16 protein-coding genes are annotated in these 26,926 nt (G+C 34.7%); 7 read left to right on the forward strand and 9 right to left on the reverse strand.

Annotated elements, in window-relative coordinates; all coding sequences use genetic code 11:
• Positions 1–103 precede the first annotated feature (103 nt).
• A complete protein-coding gene (locus OZP10_RS11630; protein ID WP_281631062.1) occupies positions 104–1,348 on the forward strand; it encodes a glycosyltransferase family 4 protein in 1,245 nt (414 codons plus the stop codon).
• Here the strand turns inward: OZP10_RS11630 and OZP10_RS11635 are convergent.
• The 8 genes from OZP10_RS11635 to porU form a co-directional block, all read right to left on the reverse strand.
• Complete coding sequence (locus OZP10_RS11635) at positions 1,345–2,223, reverse strand: helix-turn-helix domain-containing protein (RefSeq protein ID WP_281631063.1); 879 nt, start codon at positions 2,221–2,223, stop codon at positions 1,345–1,347. The two genes, OZP10_RS11630 and OZP10_RS11635, sit on opposite strands and share 4 nt — an antisense overlap.
• Before the next feature lie 99 nt (positions 2,224–2,322).
• Entirely contained in the window at positions 2,323–2,853 is a 531-nt protein-coding gene (locus OZP10_RS11640; RefSeq protein ID WP_281631064.1) for a carboxymuconolactone decarboxylase family protein, read from the reverse strand.
• Between the two features lie 469 nt (positions 2,854–3,322).
• Positions 3,323–5,170, reverse strand: a complete 1,848-nt coding sequence (locus OZP10_RS11645; protein ID WP_281631065.1) for a hydrolase/aminopeptidase — start codon at positions 5,168–5,170, stop codon at positions 3,323–3,325.
• A 91-nt stretch (positions 5,171–5,261) separates the two neighbouring features.
• On the reverse strand, positions 5,262–6,902 hold the full coding sequence (locus OZP10_RS11650; protein ID WP_281631066.1) for a dihydrolipoamide acetyltransferase family protein: 1,641 nt from the start codon (positions 6,900–6,902) through the stop codon (positions 5,262–5,264).
• A gap of 4 nt (positions 6,903–6,906) precedes the next feature.
• Positions 6,907–7,905 carry a pyruvate dehydrogenase (acetyl-transferring) E1 component subunit alpha gene (gene pdhA, locus OZP10_RS11655; protein ID WP_281631067.1) on the reverse strand — a complete coding sequence of 333 codons (999 nt, stop codon included), beginning with the start codon at positions 7,903–7,905 and terminating at the stop codon, positions 6,907–6,909.
• A gap of 159 nt (positions 7,906–8,064) precedes the next feature.
• Positions 8,065–8,547 carry a cytidine deaminase gene (cdd, locus tag OZP10_RS11660; RefSeq protein WP_281631068.1) on the reverse strand — a complete coding sequence of 161 codons (483 nt, stop codon included), beginning with the start codon at positions 8,545–8,547 and terminating at the stop codon, positions 8,065–8,067.
• 79 nt (positions 8,548–8,626) lie between these two features.
• Positions 8,627–9,832, reverse strand: coding sequence for a type IX secretion system outer membrane channel protein PorV (porV, locus tag OZP10_RS11665; protein WP_281631069.1), 1,206 nt, complete (start codon positions 9,830–9,832; stop codon positions 8,627–8,629).
• A gap of 40 nt (positions 9,833–9,872) precedes the next feature.
• A complete protein-coding gene (gene porU, locus OZP10_RS11670) occupies positions 9,873–13,706 on the reverse strand; it encodes a type IX secretion system sortase PorU (protein ID WP_281631070.1) in 3,834 nt (1,277 codons plus the stop codon).
• Between the two features lie 212 nt (positions 13,707–13,918).
• Here porU and gldJ point away from each other — a divergent pair, with 212 nt between their 5' ends.
• From gldJ to OZP10_RS11685, 3 genes are all read left to right on the forward strand, one after another.
• Positions 13,919–15,604, forward strand: coding sequence for a gliding motility lipoprotein GldJ (gene gldJ / locus OZP10_RS11675; RefSeq protein ID WP_281631071.1), 1,686 nt, complete (start codon positions 13,919–13,921; stop codon positions 15,602–15,604).
• A 118-nt stretch (positions 15,605–15,722) separates the two neighbouring features.
• The gene (locus OZP10_RS11680; protein ID WP_281631072.1) at positions 15,723–17,006 is read left to right on the forward strand and encodes a UDP-N-acetylmuramoyl-tripeptide--D-alanyl-D-alanine ligase; all 1,284 of its coding nucleotides are present in this window, start codon (positions 15,723–15,725) and stop codon (positions 17,004–17,006) included.
• Positions 17,007–17,391: 385 nt separating this feature from the next.
• A complete protein-coding gene (locus tag OZP10_RS11685) occupies positions 17,392–17,667 on the forward strand; it encodes a SymE family type I addiction module toxin (protein WP_281631073.1) in 276 nt (91 codons plus the stop codon).
• A gap of 42 nt (positions 17,668–17,709) precedes the next feature.
• Here OZP10_RS11685 and OZP10_RS11690 read toward each other — a convergent pair whose 3' ends face one another.
• Positions 17,710–20,589, reverse strand: a complete 2,880-nt coding sequence (locus OZP10_RS11690) for a helix-turn-helix and ligand-binding sensor domain-containing protein (protein WP_281631074.1) — start codon at positions 20,587–20,589, stop codon at positions 17,710–17,712.
• 345 nt (positions 20,590–20,934) lie between these two features.
• Here OZP10_RS11690 and OZP10_RS11695 point away from each other — a divergent pair, with 345 nt between their 5' ends.
• The 3 genes from OZP10_RS11695 to OZP10_RS11705 are packed head-to-tail and all read left to right on the forward strand — an operon-like array spanning position 20,935 to position 26,712.
• Positions 20,935–24,165: a SusC/RagA family TonB-linked outer membrane protein gene (locus tag OZP10_RS11695; protein WP_281631075.1), complete on the forward strand. Its 3,231-nt coding sequence runs from the start codon at positions 20,935–20,937 to the stop codon at positions 24,163–24,165.
• 17 nt (positions 24,166–24,182) lie between these two features.
• The gene (locus OZP10_RS11700; protein ID WP_281631076.1) at positions 24,183–25,892 is read left to right on the forward strand and encodes a RagB/SusD family nutrient uptake outer membrane protein; all 1,710 of its coding nucleotides are present in this window, start codon (positions 24,183–24,185) and stop codon (positions 25,890–25,892) included.
• A 28-nt stretch (positions 25,893–25,920) separates the two neighbouring features.
• Positions 25,921–26,712: a hypothetical protein gene (locus OZP10_RS11705; RefSeq protein WP_281631077.1), complete on the forward strand. Its 792-nt coding sequence runs from the start codon at positions 25,921–25,923 to the stop codon at positions 26,710–26,712.
• Positions 26,713–26,926: the final 214 nt, after the last annotated feature.

Genomic DNA, 26,926 nt, shown 5'->3' on the forward strand with positions numbered 1-26,926 from the left:
CATTTAGATTTTGCAAAATTAGTGATTTTTTACGTCCGAATATCTGGAAGTTGGGTGCAAATCCGCGGAAAAAAACATTATTTTGTAATATGAAACAAAGATTATGAATCAAATCAAAAAACTTTTAATTATTGGGTTTGTTTGGCCCGAGCCAAAGTCTTCTGCAGCAGGCGGAAGAATGATGCAATTGATTTCTATTTTCAAAGAAAATGGATTTGAAATTACATTTGCAAGTGCGGCTCAGGACAGCAATTTTATGGTTGATTTGTCTGAATTTGGAGTAATGAAAAAAAGCGTCGAACTTAATTCTTCAAGTTTTGATGATTTTGTAGCCGAACTAAATCCAGATGTTGTCTTGTTTGATCGCTTTATGGTCGAAGAACAATTTGGATGGAGAGTAATTGAAAAGTGTCCGCAAGCAATTAGGATTCTAGATACTGAAGATTTGCATTGCTTGAGAACTGCAAGACAAAAAGCCTTTAAAGAAAAACGAAATTTTGAAATTCATGATTTGTTGTCTGAGGAAGTGGCAAAACGTGAAATTGCCAGTATTTTAAGATGTGATTTATCTTTGATTATTTCAGAGTTTGAAATGAATATTCTGAAAGATATTTTTAAAATTAATCAAGATTTACTTTTTTATCTTCCCTTTTTGGTTGATGAAATGAAAGAAGAAGATTTGTTAGAATTGCCTTCTTTTGAAAACCGAAGTGATTTTGTTTTTATTGGAAATTTTCTTCATGAACCAAATTGGAATACCGTTCAATATTTGAAAGAAGCAATTTGGCCTTCTATAAAAAAAGATTTTCCAGAAGCGGTTTTGAAGGTTTATGGTGCTTATCCTTCGCAGAAAGTATTGCAGTTGCATCAGCCTAAAAATGGTTTTTACATTATGGGAAGGGCAGAAGATGCCAACGAAATAGTAAAAAATACAAAAGTGGTTTTAGCGCCAATTCGGTTTGGAGCAGGATTAAAAGGAAAATTATTAGAAGCTATGCAGTGCGGAACGCCAAGTATAACCACTTCAATAGGTTCCGAAGCCATGCATGAAAATTTGCCTTGGAATGGTTTTATTGAAGATGATCCAGCTGAATTTGCTAAACAAGCGATTGAGCTTTACCAGAATGAAAATCTTTGGAAACAATCACAAAAAAACGGAATCGAGATCATTAATAAATGTTATCAAAAAAGTGATTATTCAGATAAATTGATTTCATTGATAAATTCACTTTTGGTTGATTCAAAAAGCCATCGTCTTCATAATTTTATGGGGAATTTGTTGCAGCATCATGCTTTTAAAAGCACAATGTACATGTCAAAATGGATTGAAGCGAAGAATAAAAATTAAGCTTCCGCTTTACCGAATCCCACAGTTTCGCGATAAATTTGGGGTGAAACATCAGCATTAGTTTTAAAGAAACGGCTGAAATAATGTTCGTCGTCATAACCTAACTCGTAGGCAATTTCTTTTACAGTTTTGTTGGTCAGGTACAATTCTCTTTTAGCTTCAATAATGATTCTTTCCGAAATTAAATCGGTTAAGGTTTTGTTGAAATAATTCTTAGACAATTTTGCCAATGCTTTCGGAGAAATATTTAATAATTCGGCATAATTTCCAGCTGAGTGTTTAGTTTTAAAATTCAATTCAATCGCATCTTTCAAATTTTGTAGAATTATAGGTTCTTTTGAATCTGGAACTGATTTCATTTCTTCTAATTGTTCTGTTTTTAATCTTGAAGCGGTAATCAGAAATATTTTCAAATACGAAATTAGCAATTCAAATTGTGCCAATTCAGCATTTTGAATTTCTGCTTTCATCTGATCAATAACCATATTAAAAGTTTGCGAAGCTTGTTCCGTAACCTGAACATACGGAGGCTGGTAAATATTATTGAATAAAACGCCATTGCAGGAGACTTCTTTTTGATGCATGTGAATGCAGTAAAAGTCAGGATGAAAATGAATGGCTATTCCTTCAATTGGTTCGTTTACGCAAAGCATGAAAGGCTGATACGGAGAAAAGGCGAGTAGTGAGTTTTCTTCAAAATGATGTTCAGCAAAATCTGCTTTTACTTTGCCTTTTCCTTTGTTTACCCAAATTAAAGAGTAATAATTGTTTCGCTGCAAATGATCAAAATGGCTGTTGTCGCTAAATGGAAGAATTTTAAAAGCCAAATTCCCATTCTGCGGATTGATTAAAGTAAAAACATTTTGAGAACTCATAAATTGTTTTGTTTTTTGAAAGTATAAAGATAGCCATGAAATAAATCCGCAGCTATCTTTATAAATTGTTTTTTGTTATAGTGAATATGTAGATTTTGATTAAACTGTAGGGAAGTCAATTTCCGTATTTGCTACATTATTAAAGTAGTTTGTTAAAACGTTTAATGCTACATGACCAATAGTTTCTGCAATTTCAGCGTCAGATACTCCCGCATTTTTGGCTTTATTTACATCTTCATCATTTACCAATCCGCCTTTGCTGATTAATGTTTTTGCCAATTGTAAAATCGCTTCTGTTTTCGCGTCAGCAGAATTTCCTGATCTTGCTGCTTTTAAAACTGTTGGATCTGCTTTTACTAATTTCTCTCCAATAAAAGTATGCGCTGCTAAACAGTAATCGCAAGAGTTGCTTTCTGAAACTGCTAAAGCAATTAATTCGCCTGTTTTTGCGCTTAATTTTCCATGGCTCAAAGCTCCGCTTAAGTTTAAATATCCTTCAAGAACTGCTGGAGAATTTCCCATTGTTCTCATCATGTTTGGTACAACGCCTAATTTTGCCTGAACTGCGTTGAATAAATCTTTAGTTTTTCCTGTTACTTCTTCTGGGTTTAAAGCTGTTAATCGTGTCATTTTATTTAATTTTTAAAGTTGTTATTTGTTGTTGTCTTTTGACATTACAAAGTTGCGACGATTGCGGATTTTAAAACATGGAGAATGTACGCTATGTGATGGATAATTTTCCCCGCTGTTTTTTTTAGGAGCTATTTCCCGCTATCCGTTCCAATCTTTTGTGCCGAACCCCGGCACAAAAGGATTTCCACTTCTATCGGGGCTAGGGCTCTCGTTTTTATAAGATTGTTTTTCAATAGTTTGCCATCCTGGCGAAGGAAGGATCGCACTTAGAAATTCTGGAAACAATTAACACAATCTTGTCATTTCGACGAAGGAGAAATCTTCGCAAGTAACTCCGCAATGAGAATCCGATCTTTGTCGAGCTTCTTGTGAAGATTTCTCCTTCGTAGAAATGACAAATAAGGCGTAAAAAAAAGAGGCTGTTCCAAAAGAACAGCCTCTTTTTAGAGTTATAATCTTGAAAAAACTATTTCAAAACACTTGCAGCATCTTGAATAGTTGTTGCGTGATAACCAGATTTTGCTTTATCAAAAACTTTTTTAGCCCAAACTTTTCCTTCTGGAGTTTTGACCATTTCTTTATAAAGCATCATGATAGAGCCAGTTCTGCTACTTCCAATTAAAAATTGTTCAATTGCAGGATCAGCAGCTTTATATTGATGACGAATTGCCTGAACAAACCATTGGCGTTTAATGATGAAATTACCGCCCTTAGTAAAGTTGAATTCTTTATCGATCGCTTCCATTTCTTTTACAGTAATATCAGCAGGAAGATGGTCAATAAAATGCTGTTTTTCTGCAGTAGTTGTGATTTTTTTGCTTAAACCTGCAACGCCAGTTTCTCTCCAGCTTTTTTGGATTGCGTCAATAGCGTCAAATTCTGCTGAGCTAACAGGAACAATGTTTGATGGAATTCCTGGTTTGTAAATCCAGTTGTCTAATTGGATTTTATCTGCTAAAGCTTTATCTCCTTTAATAAGATTTTCGTTTAAATACTTTACAAAATCTTCTGTTGTGATAGATTGGAAAGCATGAGAATCGAAATAATTTTTAATAAACGGATCGAATTTATCGCGTCCAACTGCATTTTCAATAACTCTTAAAAAAGAATATCCTTTTACATAAGGAATCATGCTGATTCCGTCATCAGGATTTCTTCCTGTCAAACTAACTTTTAATCTTGTGTCTGGATTTGTATCTCCATATTCAGCAACATTATCAACCAATTCTTTGTTGGTAATAACGTTTTGCATATCAAATTCTTTTTTGCCAAAAATTGCTTCTCCAATTCTGTGCTCAACGTAAGTAGTAAAACCTTCGTTTAGCCAAATATCATCCCAAGTAGCATTTGTAACTAAGTTTCCGCTCCAGCTATGGCCTAATTCGTGTGCTAGCAAACTTGTAAGCGAACGATCCCCAGCAAGTACTCCTGGAGTTAAAAAAGTCAAGTTTGGATTCTCCATTCCGCCATAAGGGAAACTTGGAGGTAAGACCAAAACATCATAACGTCCCCATCTGTATGGTCCGTATAATTTTTCAGCAGCATTTACCATTTTTCCTAATTCAGCAAATTCATAAGCGGCGCTTTTTAGAACAGATGGTTCTGCATAAACTCCGGTTCTATTGTCGATTGCTTTAAATTCGATATCCCCAACTGCGATTGCCATTAAGTAAGAAGGGATTGCTTTGTCTTGTTTGAAAGTATATACTCCGGTATCATTTTTCTTCTGCGGATTTACAGCACTCATAACTGCCAATAAATCTTTAGGAACAGTAACTTTTGCATTATAAGTAAAACGAATTCCAGGTGAATCCTGGCATGGGATCCAAGTTCTAGACCAAACACTTTCGCCTTGAGAGAAAACAAAAGGTTTCTTTTTGTCTGCAGTTTGCTCTGGTTTAAGCCATTGTAACGCAACGCCATCTTTAGTTGTGTTGTAGTAAATGTTTACTTTAGTTGTGTTTGGCTCGATTGTAATGTGAAGTGGTTTTCCGTGAAACTCAGTGGATGCTCCAAGCTCGAATTTGGTTTCTTTTTCATCGTCACCTAAAGTGACTTTTGTAATATCTAAAGTGTTTTCGTCGAAAATAATTTCGTTTCCTTTACTGATGTTGTCAATTGTCCAAGATGCTTTTCCTGAAATAGTTTGCGTGTCAAAATCAACTTTGATATCAAGATCAAGATGTTTTGCAACAGCAAGTTCTGGTTTAGAGTAACTGTGTTCGTCTGTAACAGTAGCTGTTTTTTCTGTTTGCTCTTTTTTCTGGCAAGCAATTGCTGTCAGAAATAAAGCGACAAGAATTAGTTTCTTCATTTTATGAGGTTTTGAATTTGAGGATGAAAATTAAACAAAAAATCCCGTTTTGAATAAACAAAACGGGATTTAATTATAAAATTAACAACGATTACGCCAACATTGTAACTGGGCTTTCGATGTATTGTTTTAATGTTTGTAAGAACTGAGCTCCAGTTGCACCGTCAATTGTTCTGTGGTCGCAAGCTAATGATAACATCATTGTGTTTCCAACTACGATTTGACCGTTTTTAACTACTGGTTTCTCAACAATTGCACCTACAGAAAGGATAGCAGAGTTTGGCTGGTTGATAATTGAATTGAATTCAGTGATACCAAACATACCAAGGTTAGATACTGTAAAAGTACTTCCTTCCATTTCTTGTGGCCCTAATTTTTTGTTTTTAGCTCTTCCGGCAAGATCTCTTACTGAACCGCCAATTTGAGATAAACTCATAGCGTCAGTAAATTTCAACACAGGAACTACTAATCCGTCTTCAACAGCTACAGCAACACCAATGTTTACGTGGTGGTTGATGATAATTGCATCTTCTTTCCAAGTAGAGTTGATTTTTGGGTGTTTTTTCAATGCTAAAGCACAAGCTTTGATCACCATATCGTTGAAAGATACTTTTGTATCAGGAACGCTGTTGATAGCAGCTCTAGCTTGCATTGCTTCGTCCATGCTTACCTCGATCACTAAGTTGTAGTGAGGAGCAGTAAATAAAGATTCTGCCAAACGTTTAGCGATGATTTTACGCATTTGAGAATTTTTGATCTCTTCTGTGTAAACTTCTCCAGCAGGAACAAAAACTTTTGGTGCAGCAGGAGCAGACGCTTCTTGTTTAGCAGCTGGTGCAGAAGCAGTAGTTTGAGCTTGAGCGGATGGAGTGAAGTTTTCGATGTCGCTTTTCACGATACGTCCGTTTTCTCCAGATCCTTTAACTTGGCTTAATTGGATTCCTTTGTCAGAAGCGATTTTTTTAGCTAAAGGTGAAGCTAAAATTCGTCCTCCGTTTGAAGTTTCAACAGCAGCTTCTGATGCTTTTTCAGCAGCAGGAGCAGCTTTTTCTTCAGCAGCAGGAGCACTTGCAGTTGCAGCGCCTCCAGCAGTAAAGTTATCAGCAACTCCAGAAATATCAGTTCCTGCAGGTCCGATGATAGCTAATAAGCTGTCAACAGGAGCAGTGCTTCCTTCTTGAATTCCGATGTATAATAAAGTTCCAGCATTGAAAGACTCAAACTCCATAGTAGCTTTGTCTGTTTCAATTTCTGCTAAAATATCTCCTTCAGCTACAGTATCGCCAACTTTTTTCAACCAAGTTGCTACAGTACCTTCAGTCATTGTATCACTCAAACGAGGCATAGTTACAACTATAACACCTTTTGGTAATTCAGCAGCAGCTTTTGCAGGAGCAGCAGTTTCCGTTTTTGCTTCAGCAGCAGGAGCATCCGCTTTTGGAGCTTCGGCAGCAGGAGCATCACCACCAGCTAAAAGAGCAGAAATGTCTTCTCCTTCTTTACCAATGATAGCTAATAATGAATCAACAGGAGCAGTTTCTCCTTCTTGAATTCCGATATGTAAAAGAGTTCCTTCGTTAAAAGATTCGAACTCCATTGTTGCTTTGTCTGTTTCGATTTCAGCTAAGATATCACCTTCGCTTACTTTGTCGCCTACTTTTTTAAGCCAAGTTGCTACCGTTCCTTCAGTCATAGTATCGCTCAAACGAGGCATTGTTACTTTAATCGCCATGATATTATAATTTATGAGGTGTAAATGGATAGTCTTCTTGTGCGTATACTACATCGTATAATTGTTGTAAGTCTGGGTATGGAGATTCTTCAGCGAATTTCGCACACTCTTCAACTAAGTCTTTAACTCTTTGGTCAATTACTTCGATTTCTGCTTCTGTAGCATATTTTTGATCCAAGATTACGTCAAGAACTTGCGTAATTGGGTCGATTTTTTTGTACTCTTCAACCTCTTCTTTAGAACGGTATAATTGTGCATCAGACATAGAGTGTCCTCTGTAACGGTACGTTTTCATTTCAAGGAAAGTTGGTCCGTCTCCACGACGCGCTCTTTCGATAGCTTCGTGCATTGCTTCAGCAACTTTTACAGGGTTCATTCCGTCAACAGGCCCACAAGGCATTTCGTAACCTAAACCTAATTTCCAGATGTCAGTGTGGTTTGCAGTTCTTTCTACAGAAGTACCCATTGCATAACCATTGTTTTCAACGATAAATACAACTGGAAGTTTCCATAACATAGCCATGTTGAAAGCTTCGTGAAGAGAACCTTGTCTAGCAGCACCATCACCAAAGTAAGTCATAGTAACACCGCCAGTGTTGAAATATTTGTCTGCAAAAGCAATACCAGCTCCTACAGGAATTTGAGCACCTACAATTCCGTGTCCACCGTAAAAACCGTGTTCTTTAGAGAAAATGTGCATAGAACCTCCCATACCTTTAGAAGTTCCGGTTGCTTTTCCTAAAAGTTCTGCCATTACGTTTCTAGGATCAACTCCCATACCAATTGGCTGAACGTGGTTTCTGTAAGCAGTAATCATTTTATCTTTGGTCAAATCCATAGCGTGCAGTGCGCCAGCTAATACAGCTTCTTGACCATTATATAGGTGTAGAAAACCTCTAACTTTTTGTTGAATGTATAATGCTGCAAGTTTGTCTTCAAACTTTCTCCAAAGTAGCATGTCCTCATACCACTTTAAATATACCTCTTTTGTAACTTCTTTCATCTGAATTCTTTCTTTTGCTAAAGTTGTTTGTGTTATCGATTATTGTGCCTGTAACGCAAAATAGTTTCCTCCCACAAATTTGCGCCCGAAAGGTCGGGATGCAAAAATAAGACATTACATTTAAGAACTAAAATTAAAACGATACTTTTTGGCTTTTTTTTACAAGAACTTTTTGTCGAACATCAATGGGAGCAAATTTTTTAGGGATGATGATTTGTAAATTTCACCAATTTCTCCCATAAAATAGATTTCAATAGGGGTGTCTTGTTTTATCTCGTATTCGGCTATTGATTGTCGGCACGATCCACATGGCGGAATAGGGGCAGTAGTTTGATTGGTGTCTGACGCAGCTGTAATTGCCATTTTTAAGATTTTAGCTTCTGGATATGCACTTCCAGCATAAAAAATTGCAGTTCGTTCAGCACAAAGTCCAGACGGATAAGCGGCATTTTCTTGGTTAGAGCCTAAGATCACTTTTCCATTATCTAAAAGTAAAGCAGCGCCAACTTTAAACTTTGAATAAGGTGCGTAAGCTTTTTTTCTGATTTCGACAGCTTGATTCATTAAGTCCTGAATTTCGGCTGGAAGTTCATTTAAATTATCAAATATTGTAAATGAAGCGGTTATATTGATTTCTTTCATTTGTTTATAAGGGAAAAAAAATCCAAATTCCTAAAATGCCGGAATTTGGATTGAATTATTTTTATTTTAAACGTTCTCTTTAATAAGTTTCGTATTTGTCTCCAAAGTTAAACGTTAAAGAGAAACGAAGCGTGTTTTCTAAAGGATTTTTTATTTTAGAAGCTGAGAATAGGTACGAAACATCAATTTTCATGATATTGTATTTAAATCCTGCTCCTAAAGAGAAAAATTGTTTAGCACCTTTTTCTGGACTTTCATGATAATATCCTAAACGGAACGCAAAGGCATCTTGGTACATGTATTCTCCGGCAATGCTATAAGTTACCTCTTTCATTTCTTCTTTAAATCCGCCTGGAGCGTCTCCAAAAGATTTAAAGATTCCCTGAAACCATCCGATATCATTATAGTTTCTGTACGCGGCGTCTGTAGCTTGTTGTTGTGTAATATCTTCAGGGTCATCATAATCTCCGTCACCATTTGCATCAACAGGAGCTTGAACGCCTGGAGGAGTAGGGACTAAAAGTTTAGTAAGCTCTGCGCTTAAAGTAAGTTTGTTGTAATCGTCAAAGATAAAATCAAATCCTCCACCTAATCTTAAATTGGCAGGCAGGAAGTTTGAGCTTATATCGTCATTATCGTAACTAATTTTTGGCCCCATGTTCTGAAAGTTGACACCTGCTCTCCATCTACCATTGAAATCTTGATAAGCAATTTCTTCTGATTGATAAAAAGCAGCCACATCAACAGCAAAAGATCTTGCAGATGTAGCATCAATTTCTTCTGAAGCGACTTTTAAGTTTGAGCTGATAAAACGACCAGCAACAGCCATAGAGAACTTTTCGCTTAATTTAAGGGAATAAGAACCATCTAGGGCAAATTCATTTGGTGAAACTGTTCTTGTGGCTTCAGTTGGGTCTCCTGTAGTTCTTAATTCGATATCTCCGAAACCAAAATAACGAAAACTTCCTGCAAAAGCACTTTTTTCGTTGATTTTGTTGTAATACGTAATCTGTCCTAATGAAATATCATTGGCTAGATCTGTTAAATAAGGGGTGTAACTGATGGAAAGGCCTTGTGCATCTTCAGAAAATGCATACTTAGCAGGATTCCATTGTTGTGAGAAAACGTCGGCAGAAGTAGCGACACCTTGGTCTGCCAAACCAGCTGCTCTAGCATCGGCAGCGACTAATAAAAAAGGTACTCCGGTAACAATAGGTCTTGATTCCTGAGCCCTAGAATTGTAAATACTAAAAATACAAATTAATAAAAGTGATAGTTTTTTCATTTATGGGACTAGTGTTTTGGTAGTGCAAATATATATAATATTATAGGATGACAAGCTTTTCGTATTTTTCTGCTTTTTTATTTGTTAAATTAGATTTTACAGTCAGTTTGTAAATGTACACTCCTTTTCCGATTCTGTCACCAAAATCATCTCTTCCGTCCCATGTTATTTCTCTAGATAAAAAGCCTTCTGTTGTAACGGTTTGGTTTTTTGTCCAGACAACTTTTCCTGTAATAGTCATTACCTGTACTTGTACATCTAGTGGTTCGTATGGTCTGTTGTGCGAAAACCAAAATTGTGTATAAGTCGAAAAAGGATTTGGATAATTAAGAACGTGTGATAGTGTCAGAGAATCGTCTCCTACAACTGTAAACTGAATTTCGCTTGTAACAGGATTGTTGTAAACATCCCAAGCGGTAAAACTTATGGTGTGCAGTCCAGGAGCTAAATTTCGAAAAGGAAAACGTAGATTTCCGTTGGTGTAATCGTCCAATTTTGTTTGATAATAATCATTCAAAATGTAAGGATTGCTTACGTCTCCATCTAAAATAGCGACAATATCGTGTCCGATTCCGCTTGCTGTATTAATTCCATTTTCATCTTCTAAGAAAGCCAAAAGAAATGGCGATTCATTAGTAATTCCTCCCGATACAAAAGTTTCATCGTTCATATATAACTTCACTTTTGGACTAATATTGTCCTGAGGTGCATTTTCGTTAATTCCTCCAATTTTAATGGTGTTATTGTATCCGGTTTGGTTTTCTGCAACCTCATTTTTTTTCGAATAGAAACTAATTCTACCGTAGTCAACAGGAATTCGGATGTCTCTAGGGACTACAAAACTGAATTCAAATTGTCCATTGGTAACCGAGGCATTTCCTCTAAAAATAGTTTCTCCTAAAGTTTTAAATTGCATTGGAGGGCTAAAACCATCATTGTTTAAGGTCGTGTTTGTAATTAATTTGTCGAAAATGGCTGTAGCTAATTCTCCGTTATAATTGCTTAAAAGCGTATTGTTTTCGTCTGTGATTTCACCGGAAATTTTAATTTTTGATAATGATTTTAAATCAGGAATTGTCTGGGAAATCACAATGTCATTTACTTTTGTTAAATTAATTCGCGGTTTCGGAATAGCTAGCATTAAAGCTGGATCTCCAATACAAAAAACAACATTGCTGGAAGAACTTGGGTTTTCGTTTTTAGATATTCTTAATGACTCTGCAATAGTGTTGTATTGATTTGAGCCATAAGAAAGAAGGTTTTTGCTGATTGTTTTGTTGAACTCTTCTGCATTTGTTTGTCCAATTTCACGAACTGTAGTCAGCATTGAAATTGCGCCGCCTTTAGGGTTCCAATACACATATTCTCCAGCTGTAGGTCTTGTTGGGTCGTCAAAACGAGAAAATTCGCATGTAATGGTAATGAATAGCGGATATTTATATTGATTAGTAAGATTTTGCCCATCTGATTTTTCCCAGATTCTTTCGCTGGCTAATCCGTCCTCACCGCCGTGTCCTAAATAATTAAATATTAGAGCACCTTTTTCAAAAGCATTAAAAAAATCGGCTCTTGCTTTTGGATATCGCGATCCGCCTGCTGAAGCTTCTTGTGTGTAAGCATCTAGAAAAATTTTGTCAATATTAAAAAAAGGTTTTTCGGTTGCTATAAGATCTGCAAGCGCATTTTGATTTGCTTGTAAGGTCTGGTCGCCAGCTTTGTCAGAATCATCACTAATTAAAACAACATTGTTTCTCCAGTTTCCGTACGATTTTGTGTCATAGTATTCAAAAACTTTGTTGACCATTTCCTGTGCTTGAGAGTTGTCTGAAACCAACATTCTTCCAACTGCAATATCAATTCCGGCAAGTGATGGAATAATAACGCCTTCGTTGGCATCCATAAGTCCGTAAAAATCATCTGAAGCAAATGAAGCTTCGCCGACAGTATTACTTATTAGAGATTGATATATAGGTACAATATTAGTGTTGTTTGAAATTAGATCTTTATAGTCAAAAGAAGCATCTCCAAATAAGTTTAAGTAACGTACTCTTTTTTCTGATGATGATGCGTTGTCATAAATATATTTAACGCAATTTCTAATAGCGGCAATATCTTGTTTGCCAGAAGAAAATTCTTGATAGATATTCTCTAATGCAATTACTTTTACATTTAAATTGGATTTTGTTCGATGAAAACTCGCCAATCTTTCGGCTTGAGAGACTAATGTTTTTGGAGTTACAATAACATAATCGATATCCTGAAAAGCATTTTGACTGTTTCTGAAAAGTATTCCTTTTAAATTTTGATTGGCAATTTTTGACTGATTCTCTTTTAATGGAACATAATAATCGGAAGGGTCAAGGGTAATGTATTTTCTAACTTCGCCAAGATTAGCTTTAAAGCTAAAAGCATTCTGATTGGCATTCTCTATTTTAGATATATTATATAGGTCTGTAATATCCCAAATTTGAGTTATTGCCGATGCGTTTCCAATATTATAATTTACAATTCCGACTGTTGAACCAGCGGCGTTGTATTGAAACTGAAATTGTTTACCTGTTCCCAAAAGTTTTCGTTTTGCAGTTAGATTGATATAATCTAAGTAGCCTTTCGAGCCAGGAACACCGCTATTATTATAGATAAGTTTTATTTTGATATTGTCTGCTCCAGTAAATCCAGTATTTGAAAGTTTTCCTGTTGTGTATTTAGTGTCAGAATTCGCGATTAAAGAAGGGAAATTTATAGTTCCTATATTTTGTCCGTTTGCTGCTATTGCAAAAGAAGTAGTGGTGAACGATGCTGCCGCTGCACTTATCTCTATCTTTACGGGAACAGAAGTGTCTAGGTTTGGAAAACTAAAGGAGAATTCTTGCTCTTGATTAATGTCAAAAGATTCTCCAAGCCATTGACGACCTAGATGAACTATGTTGGTTTGGTCGATTTCGTGATATTGATAGTCATCAAACGTGTTCAACTCTAAAGTACTGTTTCCTGTTGGTTGATTTAAGTTTTGAATCCTCTTTCCGTCGCCTCCAGATGTTGTAATATAATAATAGGATTTGGTGTCGTATAAATTTAAATTGGTCTGGCTTTCTGAGTTCCAATTATCGGTGCCTTCAGCATAAAAAAGAATGTAGTCTTCGTTGTTGAAAACGCCGTCGTTTTCTCCGCTTATTTGTATTGCATTTTCTGTTAAATCGTCAGGATAATAAGTGCTGTTGGCCAAAGGAAGCATTCTTCCGCCATTTCCGTAGATTTTTATTCTTCGAGGATCAGATTTAGAAGCATCGAAACCTAAGCTTTGTAAAAAAGACCTATCTATTTTGTAAACACCTGATTTTTGGATGTAAAAGCGATACCAGTCTCCAGAAGCTAAAACAGAATTTACAATTGCTGCCGATTTTTGAAATGAAGAAGTAGATGCAGTTCGAGCTGTAGTATTGCTGATAAAGTAAGAAAAAGATTTTATGCGTTTGTAGCTGTTTCCTTCCTTAATTATAGGAGACAAAGACAAGAAAGAATATCTCAGATCCCTTGCATTTGTCACTATTATCGATTCATTAAGCTTTTCGGGGATATTTTCGGGTGTTAAATCTCCTAAATCAGCTCTGGAAATAGGTTCGTAAGAGATATTGTTAATTTGTACAGCGCTTCCGTTTGAGACGCTAGGAAGGTTAAGATTTTGCAGTAATGTTATGCTTTTTTTTGTAATGTCGAAGCGAAAACTGTTTCCTGAGAAGTATGGAATTGTGATTTTATTTTCGCCATAATTTACCTCTTTTTTGTTTTGCCAATCTATCGTTATCGTCCCATTTGACTGGGAAAACAGGAGAATTGGAACTAAAAAAATGCAGGTAAGAAATGCTTGTTTCATCGTTTAAAAAGGCGAAATTTAATTAAAAAATAATTAGTAAGTAAAAATATAGTATTTCATGTTATAGTAATAATAAAAAGTATATTTTTGCGTTCGTAACTAAAGGTTATTTTCTGGTAAAAAACAGCTAAATAAAATTATTAGAACAGATGTTGCCAATTAAATGTTAATTATTATATTGCAGCACCTAAATTTATCACCTAAGAATGAGTATGAAAGTAAACAAAATTGTAGTCTTGCAGTTAATGATGTCAATGGTATTGATGTTGGGCACGGCTAGTTGTAGCAAAAAATCGAGTTCCACTCACGCTTCTAGAGCTACTGGCTGGGATGTAGATAGTCAGAATGGAACTGCTGCCAGAAATGCAGGAAAAAAACAACAGGCTGGTCCTGGTTTAGTTTTTGTTGAAGGAGGTACGTTTACTATGGGTAAAGTACAGGATGATGTTATGCACGATTGGAATAACACACCAACTCAACAACACGTTCAATCATTCTATATGGATGAAACCGAAGTTACGAACGGTATGTACTTAGAATACCTAGAGTGGTTAAAGAAAGTTTTCCCACCAACAGAAGAAAATTACAAAAATATTTACGAAGGAGCATCTCCTGATACATTAGTTTGGAGAAATCGTTTAGGATACAACGAAACGATGACTAACAACTATTTAAGACATCCTTCTTATGCTAATTACCCTGTAGTTGGTGTTAACTGGATTCAAGCAGTTGAATTTAGTAAATGGAGAACAGATCGTGTAAATGAGGCTGTTTTAGAGAAAAACGGATATCTTAAAAAAGGAGCTAAAACAAACGATGTTAATGCTGAAAATGCATTTAATACTGAAGGATATTTAATGTCTCCAAGCACATCACGTGGTGCAAGCGAAGAAATTGTAATAAAGAAAAATCCTGACGGAAGAAGACCTAAAGCAGGTAAAGATGGTGTAGTGCCAGAAGAAAAAAATGTTTACGCACAACGTTCTTCAGGAATTATCTTGCCAGAATATAGACTTCCTACTGAAGCAGAATGGGAATATGCAGCTGCTGCTGATGTTGGACAAAGAGAATATAACATCTACAAAGGACAAAAGAAATATCCTTGGTCTGGAGATTACACTCGTTCTAACAAACGTAAAAACAGAGGTGATCAATTGGCTAACTTTAAACAAGGAAACGGTGATTACGGTGGAATTGCAGGTTGGTCAGATGACGGAGCAGATATTACAAATGCTGTGAAAAGTTATGCACCAAACGATTTCGGTCTTTATGATATGGCAGGAAACGTTGCAGAATGGGTTGCCGATGTTTACAGACCTATTATCGATAACGAAGCAAATGATTTCAACTACTACAGAGGAAACCAATATGCTAAGAACAAAATTGGTAAAGATGGTAAAGTTGAAATCGTTACAACTGCTACTATTAAGTATGATACTTTAAGTAATGGTAAAGTGATTGCAAGAAACCTTCCTGGAGAAATTGCTCAAGTGCCAGTTGATGAACAAGAAACTTATTTGAGACAAAACTTTAGCACAAGCGACAATATCAACTACAGAGATGGTGATAAACAATCTTCAAGATATTTTGATTTTGGTGATTCAGAGTCTGGATCTAAAGCAGATCAGGCAATGTACAACTCTCCTAAACACAATGTTACAACTGACAGTTTAGGAAAAATGATCAGAAAGTATGATAACTCTAGTAAACGTACTACTTTAATCGATGATAAAGTAAGAGTTTACAAAGGAGGTTCTTGGAGAGACAGAGCTTACTGGTTAGACCCAGCTCAAAGAAGATATTTCCCTCAAGATATGGCAACTGATTACATTGGTTTCAGATGTGCAATGTCTAGAGTAGGATCAAAATCTGAAAAAAGAAAATCTCCTAGAAACTAAGATTTAGGAATTCTAATAATAAAAATTCCAAATTCCAAAAGCTGAATATTCAGTCTGGAATTTGGAATTTTTTTATTGTTTTTTTTTCTACTTTTATGACTTATTAAAAAATATATAAATGAATATTAAAGACATTCATAACTTGTTTTTACAGTGTAGTTCTCTATCTATAGATACCAGAAAAATCGAGAAGAATTCGATGTTTTTTGCCATTAAAGGAGAGAATTTTGACGCTAATACATTTGCCAAAGAAGCCTTAGATTTGGGAGCTTTATTTGTTGTTATAGACAATGAATCTTATTTTATTGATGACAGGACTATTTTGGTAGAAAACAGCTTGCAAACGCTTCAGGAATTGGCAAAATTTCATAGAAGTTATTTAGGACTTCCAATTGTTGCTTTAACAGGAAGTAACGGAAAAACGACGACAAAAGAATTGATTAATGTTGTGCTTTCTAAAAAGTTCAAAACAAAAGCGACCATTGGTAATTTAAATAATCATATTGGTGTACCGTTGACTTTGCTTTCTTTTACAAAAGAAACAGAAATCGGAATTGTTGAAATGGGTGCCAATCATCAAAAAGAAATCGAGTTTTTGTGTCAGATTGCACAGCCTGATTTTGGATATATAACCAATTTCGGGAAGGCGCATTTGGAAGGTTTTGGAGGAGTTGAAGGTGTGATTGCTGGTAAAAGTGAAATGTACCAGTATCTTTCAGCAAATCAGAAAACAGTTTTTGTAAATCTAGAAGATCCTATTCAAATAGAAAAATCAAAAGGAATTAAGGCATTTACTTTTGGAGTTAAAAAAGAAAATGCAGATTTAAATATTCAAAATATTACAGCAAATCCATTTGTTGCTATTGAATATAATGATTTTGCAATAGAATCTCATTTAATTGGACTTTACAACGCCAACAATATAAATGCAGCTGTAGCCATTGGAAAATATTTTGATGTAAAAGAAAGCGATATAAAAGACGCTATTGAAAACTATATTCCGGCAAACAATAGATCTCAAATGATGCAAAAAGGTTCAAATGAGATTATTCTAGATGCTTACAATGCCAATCCGAGTAGTATGGCGGTAGCTATTGCTAATTTTCTTCAATTAGATAACAAAAATAAAATCATGATTTTGGGAGATATGTTCGAACTTGGAGATGAAAGTCTTTACGAGCATAAGGTTATTATTGACTCTTTAGCAGATCAGAAAGAGGCTCAATGTTTCTTACTAGGAAAATCTTTTTATGCTAATAAGATTTCGAATGAAAATATTCAGTTTTTTGAAACATTTGATGCTTTTGCTGAATTTCTAAAAACATTTACATTTGATTCTAATTCAATATTAATAAAAGGTTCACGAGGCATGGCCTTAGAACGAACATTAGATTATATTTAAAAAGAAAGCCACTCAAAATATAGATTGCCTACAAAAGTTTAGACAAATTTATAGTTAAGTTTTATAATAATGAGTTCGATATTTGTCGGACTCATTTTGTTTAAATTTGAAAATTACTAGTTTATTGCCTGCGTAGCTTAAAAGTTTTTTTTAACTTTTTTCTTACAAAACAAAATGATTTTTCGCTACATTTGCGGTGAACTTCATTTTTGAGAGGCGAGTTTGCTCGTCAATTTCGTTTCGGGCATTTTTTATGTTCGTGAGTATAGATACGCGGTTTTGGTACCTCCGTGTGGTGCGTTAATGCGCCCACTGCCTCTCAAGGGTGAAGTTCAACGGGAAAGGCTAAAACCGTATTTTTTTGGCCTACTTAATTTTTCTTCAAATGAACTTCAAAGAAAAAACAAGCAGTAAAGAGGTAAAGATTAAACGCTCTACAATCAAAAAACCTTCAAAAGTATTATCAATTCGGAGAATGAAAGCTTATGCATTTTACAGGCTTTCGCGCTCTATAGGTATGTATAAAAATCAGCCCATAATCGTACCGCAAATACGATTGTGCGGTAATTGGCTCAAAGATGCTGGATTTTTAATCGATGAACCTGTTGCCGTAACGGTAATGAAAGGAAAGCTTATTATACAGCCTGTACAAAAAGGATAATTTAAAAAAGAAATCCATTCAGTTACGAATGGATTTCTTTTTTTAAATACTCATTAAAAACCCGATTAGATTTTCTTTCTTATTTAGGCCTAATTTCTTTCTTAGACGATAACGTGCCAATTCGACTCCTCCTGTCGAAATGTTCATAATTTCAGCTATTTCTTTCGTTGACATATTCATTAACAAATAAGTAGACAAATCTAATTCTCTAGGAGAAATGGTAGGATATTGCCCTTTTAATCGCTTTAAAAACTCAAAATGTACGTTTTTAATGTGTTTTTCTAAGTCTTTCCAGCTCTTGTCTGTATTTACTTCTTTTACAATGCTTTTATGCAATTTGCTAAATTCTGCTTTAGTAGTATCATCTAATATGGCGGTATCTATATCTTTCAGTTTGTGAATAATTCCGTTTAAGACTTTATTCTTTTTAACAACCTGCAAAGAGTTGTTTACTAGTTCTTTATCTTTTGCTAGGATTTTAATTTGAAGCTTATCATTTTTCAGCTTTTCAATTTCTTTTTCCAAATCATGCTGTTCATGTCTAATTTTGGATTCTTTTTCAAGATACAATCTTCTTTGTTCGATAGTTTCATAATACCTGTTTTTTCTAATCTTAAGTTTGATTCTAACAGAGATTAGATACGCGCCGAGCAAAATGAGTATCAGGTAAAATAAATAAGCCAAAAAGTGTCTGTACCAAGGTGGAGATACTGTAAATTCAACTTCAGTAATGTTTGATTCTATGCCATAACTATTTCTGGCTTTTAATTTCATTACATAGTTGCCCTCTCTTAAATTGGTGTATTCTTTTATTGCGGTTGATGACCAGCCACGCCAGTTCTCTTCAAAAGGCTCTAGTTTATAAGAGTACATTACATTTTCCTGATTTTCATATGTTGGTGATGCAAAAGTAAATTTGACACGATTGTATTTATAAGGTATGCTGTATGATTCTAGCTTACTCGTCAGATTTCCAGTTAAAATGGTATCTCCAGGATTTGTAAAACTTTCAATAAAAGCTTTCGGTTTTGTCATAAACGTGTTCGGAATAGTCGAGTTGTAATGCGCCAAACGATCTGTTAATCCGATAAAAATGTTTTGAGGATCTATCGCGTTTACCGAGATATAATTGTTTACCAAATTCCCGGTTAAATTGGAAAATATGGCTTGTTTCTTAGTGAAAGTTCCGTTTTTATTTTTAACTAATACACCAAGGGACTCGTTGAATGCGTACCATAAGTTTCCTGTAGAATCTTCAATTAAGGTATTAATAGTTGGTATTCCGTTGAATAGATTTGTGATTTTTTTATCCTCAAAAAATGTTTCTTGCTCTACAGAATATCTGTAAAAATGATTTTTTACTTGAAAATAGACTTTGTTATTTATGCTTTGAAGGCTATTTATTCCTTTGAATTTATCTGAAATGTTTACGTGTTTTTTAATGAAGTCAAACCTTTGTAAATCTTCTGATAACTTTACTTGATATAAGAAAGGGTTTTTCTTTAGCCATAAATAATTGGCATCTATTTCTATAGAAAAATTATTGGTGGTTTCATCAAATCCTTTTACTTGATGCAGATAATCATATCCACTGGCAGATCGTTTAAAAACTGAGAATCCGTTGTAACTTTCACCTATTATATAGTTTTCATGGTCAGGTATTTTTTTGAATCCAAAATACCCTTTGTTATCTAGGATTTTTGATACTCTATTGTTTTCAATAATCAATGCGCCGCTGTTACTGGCACAAATTAATACGTTACTTATAACTTGAATATTCCAAACTTGCGAGATCGTCCCTTCGACTCTTGTAAACGGACTGTCTTTAAAGGAACTTCCCCACGGATGATAAAATAATCCCTGATTTGTAGCTACATAAAGATTTCCATTATGAGTTGTCGAAGCATAGACCGTTCCTATATTGTAGCTGTAGTCAAAATAAGAGAAAGGCGAATTTTCATTAATAAAAGTTATACCGTTATCCAGTCCAAGCCAGATATTGTTTTTTTTGTCAACAAATGAAGCTAAGATTGTATTGTTCTGAATCCCTTTTTGTCGGTTCAGATGTTGGATTATTTTTCCGTTTAAATCACAGATAATTGCTCCATCTAATACAGAATTAAGTATTATAAATTTGTTTTTGATGATTGACCCACCTAGAGATGTGTTTTTCTTGATAAATTCATTGGCTTCTGTTGCCCATGGTTTGATAATATCATTTTCAGAGACAAAAAGACCCTTTTCTAAAGTGGCATACAATAATCTGTTGTTAGATAATGGAAAAAGGGACCAGATTTCCTTGTCATTAAAGACAGTAGTACCTTTTATTGCTGTAAGTTTTCTGTTTTTGTATTCAAGAAGACCAAGAGTTTTGTCCTGAAAATACAAGCGGTTATTTACCAAAAATGAAAACTGAAATTTATGAGGAGCAGTAAGAGTTGTAACTTTTTCATTTTTTAGAAAAAATACTTTGCTGAAAGATTGAAATATAACCTCTCCTTTAAAAATATGGATTCTCCAAATAAGATTGATGTTTTCTTTATCTATTGGGCTTAATAGATTGTAGAGAGAATGATATTTTAAAATTCCTTTTTCATCATTTTTGAAATACCCAAATTCATTATTTCCGCCTACAAATATTCTTCCTAAAGCATCAATTTTTAAGCTTCTAATCTCAGATTTGTTTGGTAATGAATATTTATGCCAGTTTGAACCGTCAAATTGAATTAAACCACTATTGTTTGCAAAATAAATGTTTCCATTTTTATCTTGATCAATACTCCAGTTTTGAGTTCCACCTTTATACTCTGATCTTTTGTAATTTTTTATATCTGGAATTCCAATATTTTTTACCTGCGAAAAACTTTTAAATTGTAAGAAAAATAATAAAATTAGTACAAAAGGTCTAACTATGGATTTCATAAAATTTTAAATATATTTTTAATATAAATGGGTTATTTTGATTTTCTATTGTTGATTTATCAATCAGGATATATCCAGTTTTTTAAATTATTTCTAATTTATAACGCAATAGTTGCTGTTAAACTAATGTAATATACGTTTTTTTTAATTAACATTTTTGTAACATTTTTTTTTCAAAACTAAATCGCTGAAAATTAATTAATTGTAAAATAAATGTTATGTTTTTGTAGTGTGTTAATATTTAGTTTGAGGTGTTTTTGTAAAGAAATTTAATATAATACTTATTAAAATTTAACATTATAATTGCATCAAATTACTAATTAATTAACCAAAATTTTTAGAAAAATGAAATTAACAAAATTATTTATTTTTTGTGTTTCGTCTTTACTGTTTTCTGTAGTCGCATTTGCTCAGGATGTGACCATAAATGGAATCATTAATGACGAAAGTGGATTACCCGTCCCAGGTGCGACGGTTTTAGTAAAGGGAACGAATAAGGCAACTGCATCTGACTTTGATGGGAAATTTCAGATCAGTGCTCCCTCTAACGGAACGTTGATAATCAGTTTCGTTGGTTTTGAAACTGTAAATGAGGTAATTGGTGGCAAAACTAAGCTCACGATTGTACTTAAGGCAGTGTCTCAAAGTTTAAATGAAGTTGTGGTAATCGGGTACGGTACACAAAAGAAAGCTTTGATTACCGGTGCTTCTACAAACTTAAAAGGAGAAACGTTACAAGAATTGAACACTGGATCTGCGATGGAAGCACTTCAAGGTATTGCGCCAGGTATTAGTATCACAAGAAATAGTGGTTCACCAGGAGCTGGTACTAAAGTTGTCATCCGTGGTATCGGTACAATCGGAAATTCTAATCCATTGTATATTGTAGATGGAGTTGCTGTAGGAGATATAGATTACTTGAGCCCTTCAGATATCGAATCTATAGACGTTCTTAAAGATGCGGCTTCTGCAGCAATCTATGGTTCTAGAGCAGCAAATGGAGTTGTTTTGGTAACTACAGTGAAAGGACGTAAAGGAAAACCAGCTAGAATTTCGTATGATTCTTATTTCGGAATTCAAAACATCTACAAAAATCTGGATCCTTTAAACGCACAAGAGTATATGTATATCCAAGACGAAGGAAGGGTTAACGACGGACTTGCGCCAAATGACTGGAAAGCAATGTTAACTAGTAACGATTGGCTGGAGCGAAATTATCCTGGAGCAGGAACTCAACTTGGAAACGAGATATGGGATAAATTGCAAAAAGGATGGACAGGTACTAATTGGATCAACGAAATGTCTAAAAAGGATGCTCCTGTTGTAAATCATTCTATTAATATTACAGGAGGAAGTGAAGATATTACCTATTCATTGGGGGTTTCGTACTTTGATCAAGATGGTATATTGGGAGGTAATATTGTAGACGCAGGATTTAAAAGATTAACTACAAGGTTGAATACGCAAATGGTTTTGAAAAAGAATGAAAGCCACAATATTATTACTGTTGGAGAAAATGTAACATATACCAATATTCAAAAACGTGACGTTTCTAATGGAAATATTTATGGTAATGATCTACACAATGCGCTAACTCAAAACCCATTACAGCCTGCATATTGGCAGACAGCAATTGATAGAAATATTAATGAATACGGATTTACACCTACATTAGACGGTTTAAATACAAATCAGACAAATCCTTTGGCGGTAATGTACTATAGAAGTAATTATAATTACCCGAAAGACCATAAAATCATAGGTAATGTATTTTTAGAAGTTGAGCCAATTTCGAATCTAAGATTTAAAACGGTATACGGAATTGATTCATGGTTTGGATATAACAGAACAATGAATCCAACATACCATTTAGGAGTGCTTTATGATGATGCAGTTGATGGAGCTACGCAATCTCAATATTTTGGTGCAAACTCAACTTGGACAAATACTCTTGCATATCAAAAACAAATTGGAAATCATAATATTAACGCTGTAATTGGTACAGAGCTATGGAAAAGAATTGTTGAAAATAATATTTACGGTTCAAGAAATGGTTTGTCGTTCCCTAATGATCCAAAATATGCTTATTTAGACAATACGAAAAGCCCAAGTTCTATAGCAGATATTAATACCACAGGTTTTGATAAAGCTGCTGGTGGAGGTGCAATTATGTCTTATTTTGCACGTGCACAGTATGATTATAAAGAAAAGTATCTTCTTTCAGCCGTTATACGTCGTGACGGATCTTCCAATTTTGCAAAAGGCTATCAGTATGGTAACTTCCCATCAGTGGCTGCTGGATGGGTTTTAACTAAGGAAGATTTTATGGCAGGTACTTCAAAATACCTTGATTTCTTGAAGTTGAGAGCAAGCTGGGGACAAAATGGTAACCAATATACAGATTATGCTTTCTATTATACATCTAGTATTAAATATGCTTTCCCTGGTTACTTCTTTGGAGATACCAAACCGGTTTCTGGCCAGACTGCATATCCTGCGTCAGTACCTAATCCAACAGTTAGCTGGGAAACATCTGAGCAATTAGATTTAGGATTAGATGCAAGTTTTTTCAGATCAAGATTAGGGGTAACATTTGATTGGTATAAGAAAACAACTAGAGACTGGTTGGTTAAAGCGCAGTTGCCAGGAACTGCTGGTGCCGATGATCCTTATAAAAATGGAGGGGATATTGAAAACAAAGGTTATGAACTTTCTTTATCTTGGAAAGATAAAGCAGGAGATTTTAAATATGGTATAACTGTAAGCGGTGCTTTTAACAAAAATGAAGTTACAAGGATTGACAATGGAAACGGTATAATTAATGGTTTGGCTCACGTTTTATCACAAGGGACATCAGAAATTTCTAGAGCGCAAGTAGGTTATCCAATTGGGTCTTTCTACGGTTTTAAAACAGCAGGAATTTTACAGAACCAAAAAGAAGTAGATGCTTATGTAGGACCTACAGGTCAGCCGTATTTTAGTGACCAACGTCCTGGAGATGTTCGTTTTGTTGATCAGAATAATGATGGTGTTATTGATGAAAAAGATAAAGTAATTCTTGGAGATCCAAATGCAAATTTCCAATTAGGAATCCAATTAAACTTTGAGTATAAAAATATTTATTTGAACACTACAATGGCTGGGAAATATGGTATGCAAGTAATGCAGTCGTATAGATCATTTGCTGATAGTCCAAAACAAAACTATACTTCAGATGTATTTGATCGTTGGCATGGAGAGGGAACTTCAAACAAAATGCCTCGTTTAAGTTCTGTGTCAAATAGAAATACAAATTACATTTCGGATATCTACATGCACAATGCTGATTATTTAAGAATTAACAATTTAACAGTGGGTTATAATTTTAATGAGTTATTGAAAGACATTAAATTTATTTCAAATCTTAAATTCTACGTTGCTGTAAATAACTTATACACATTTACAAAGTATGATGGTATGGATCCAGAAGTGCGTTGGGGAGGAGATAATACAAACTATTCATGGGCTTCTGGAGTGGATTTAGGTTTATATCCACAATCTAGAACAGTAATGTTTGGATTAAGTGCAGATTTCTAATAATTAAAACATTGAAAATGAAAAAACTAAGATATATAGTGGCAATTTCAGCAATTTTTGCAGTGTATGGCTGTAATGATGAACTGGATACGGAGAACCTTTCAGAAAAGAGTTTAACTAGTTTTTATAAATCTCCTACTGATATAGACGAAGCAATGGCAGGTATTTACAATGCTATCTATACAGCAAATGTGCATAGTGAAGAACAAGTAGCTGCAAACTTGATGGATAATATGATGCTTGGTGGGGGAGGTCCTGATGATAAATCGGCAAAATGGGTAGATAATTTTGAAGATCCTGCTGAAGATACCTATCGCGATATGTGGAGACAATCATATAACGGAATTTCGAGAGCAAATGCCATTATTGAAAAAGTTCCAGATGCAGATTTTTCTAAGTATTTTGATACGCCACAACTAGCAGAGGAATTTAAAAAGCAAGCTCTTGGGGAAGCTTTGTTTATGCGAGCTTTCTTTTACTTCAGATTAGCAAAATTCTTTGGAGGAGTGCCATTGGTTATAAAATATGATGGAGATAGATTAGTTGCTAGATCGACTTATAGTGAGACATTCGCACAAATTGCGTCTGATTTAAAACTAGCTATTGAAACCATGCCTTCTACACCGTTTCCAAGCATTCCGACTGCAAGATACGGTCATGCTAATAAATGGGTTGCAGAAGCATATATGGGACGTGTGTTTTTGTTTTATACAGGTTATATGAGTAATATCGAAAAGCAAGCAACAGCAGATTTACCTCTTGCTGAAGGCGGTGCTTTAACAGCAACACAAGTTGCAGCTTATTTAGACGATTGTATCAATAATAGTGGTTACAAGTTAGCGTCTGATTTTAGAAATCTTTGGCCTTATTCTTATGTAAATAAAAGTGCAAAAAATGACAATGTACTGCCTTGGGCTGCAGCAGAAGGTTTGTCATGGGTAGGTCAAGATGGTGCTGCACCAACATTTGGAACAGGAAACTTTGAAACGATGTTTATGCAAAGATATTCTTTTGGTAACTGGGATTGGACAAATGGTCAGAGTTATACCAATAGACTTGCCCTATTTAATTCATTGCGTGGTAATTCATTAGTGCCTTTTGGAGAAGGTTGGGGATGGTGTACTGTAAATCCAAAATTATTTGCAGGATGGGATGATGCCGACCCAAGAAAAAGAGGATCTATACTTGAAGTGGGTAAAGCAGAACAAGGAACGGGTAATTATGCGGCAGATAAAGGAGATCATGAAACAGGTTATTTTAATAAAAAATATGTTTCATTACAGCACGATAATGGTAAAGGATCAAATGTTGGTATGTTTGTTCAAATGTATGATTGGAAAATTACAGATATGCAGTTAATGCATGCTCAAGACTTTATTTTTATGCGTTTTGCAGACGTATTATTAATGCATTCTGAAATTACCAAAACGCCAGAGGGTATGAATGCGGTAAGGTTGAGAGCGCATTTAGGACCACTTGGATATTCTCTTGATAATATCAAAGCAGAGCGTTTGCACGAATTAGCTTTCGAAGGATTGCATTGGTTTGACTTAGTTCGTTGGGGAGATGTTGACACAGCATTTAATGATGTGATTCAGGTTAGAAACTCTGGAGTTACAGCTAATTATAGTGTAAAATACAGATCTGAAACCAAAGGTTTAGTTCCGATTCCTGAAACTGAAATAAGACTACTAAATGGAGTTTATAATCAGAACCCGGGTTGGTAATATTTAATAACTATTAATACTTAGAAAGATGAAAATTCATAATATAAAATATTTACTAATTGCTGCCTTTACGCTGGTCTTTTCGGCGTGCGACCCAATTGTAGATGAACAGCATTTACAGAATTCGACAGACGTTGCTGGAGTTGAATTAACTTCTTCGCAAAATTCTGTAAAAGGTAATACAATTACCTTAAGTATGAATACACCTGGTGTTACGGGGTACTGGGATTATAATTTAGGAAAAGCTCTTACAAATGAAACAACTATTGTGTATCCGATTCCTGGTAAATCAACTTTTACATTCGTAGGAACTTTAGGAGGCGAATTTTTTACAAAAACGATAGATGTGCAAGTTGATAAACTTGATACCCCATTAGATCAAGATTGGTATGACCTAGTTAGTACCAACACTGTAGCAGGTAAGACATGGATATTTGATGGTGTTGCAGGTACAGGTGATCAGTACTGGTTTATGTCTCCTCCAGATAATCCAGATTCAGCTATGAGCGCGTGGTGGAATGCGGGCGACTGCTGTCCTCCGTTGGATGTAAGTGGTAAAATGCACTTCGACTTAAATGGTGCAGCAAACTATAATCACTATGAAACGGCTTCTGCAACCGCTGAAAAGGGAAGTTTTGTTATGGATATTTCTAATAAAAAGTTATTCATCAATAATTCGAAAATTTTAGGATACGAAGCTGGAAATGCGGCTAATGAGTATACTATTATTACACTTACAGAAGACAAATTAATATTGTATGTACCAAGAAGTTTAAAAGACAAAACAACAGGTTGGACTTTTGTTTATAAACCTGAATAATATTTTTTGTGTTAGTTATTTCGAAAAAGGAAGACTAAAAGATTCCTTTTTCGAATTTCAAACCTCCTATGCTTCGTTATAAATAAACGCAAGCGTATTTTAAGATTTAAACTATGGTTAGTTTAAGTTAAGTTTATTGCCTGGGTAGCCCATAATTTCGATTATGGGCTATTTTTTTGCTATTACAGAGCAGTTCATTTCCTATAACTAATAT

The organism is Flavobacterium luteolum (assembly GCF_027111275.1).
GTDB classification, from domain to species: Bacteria; Bacteroidota; Bacteroidia; order Flavobacteriales; family Flavobacteriaceae; genus Flavobacterium; species Flavobacterium luteolum.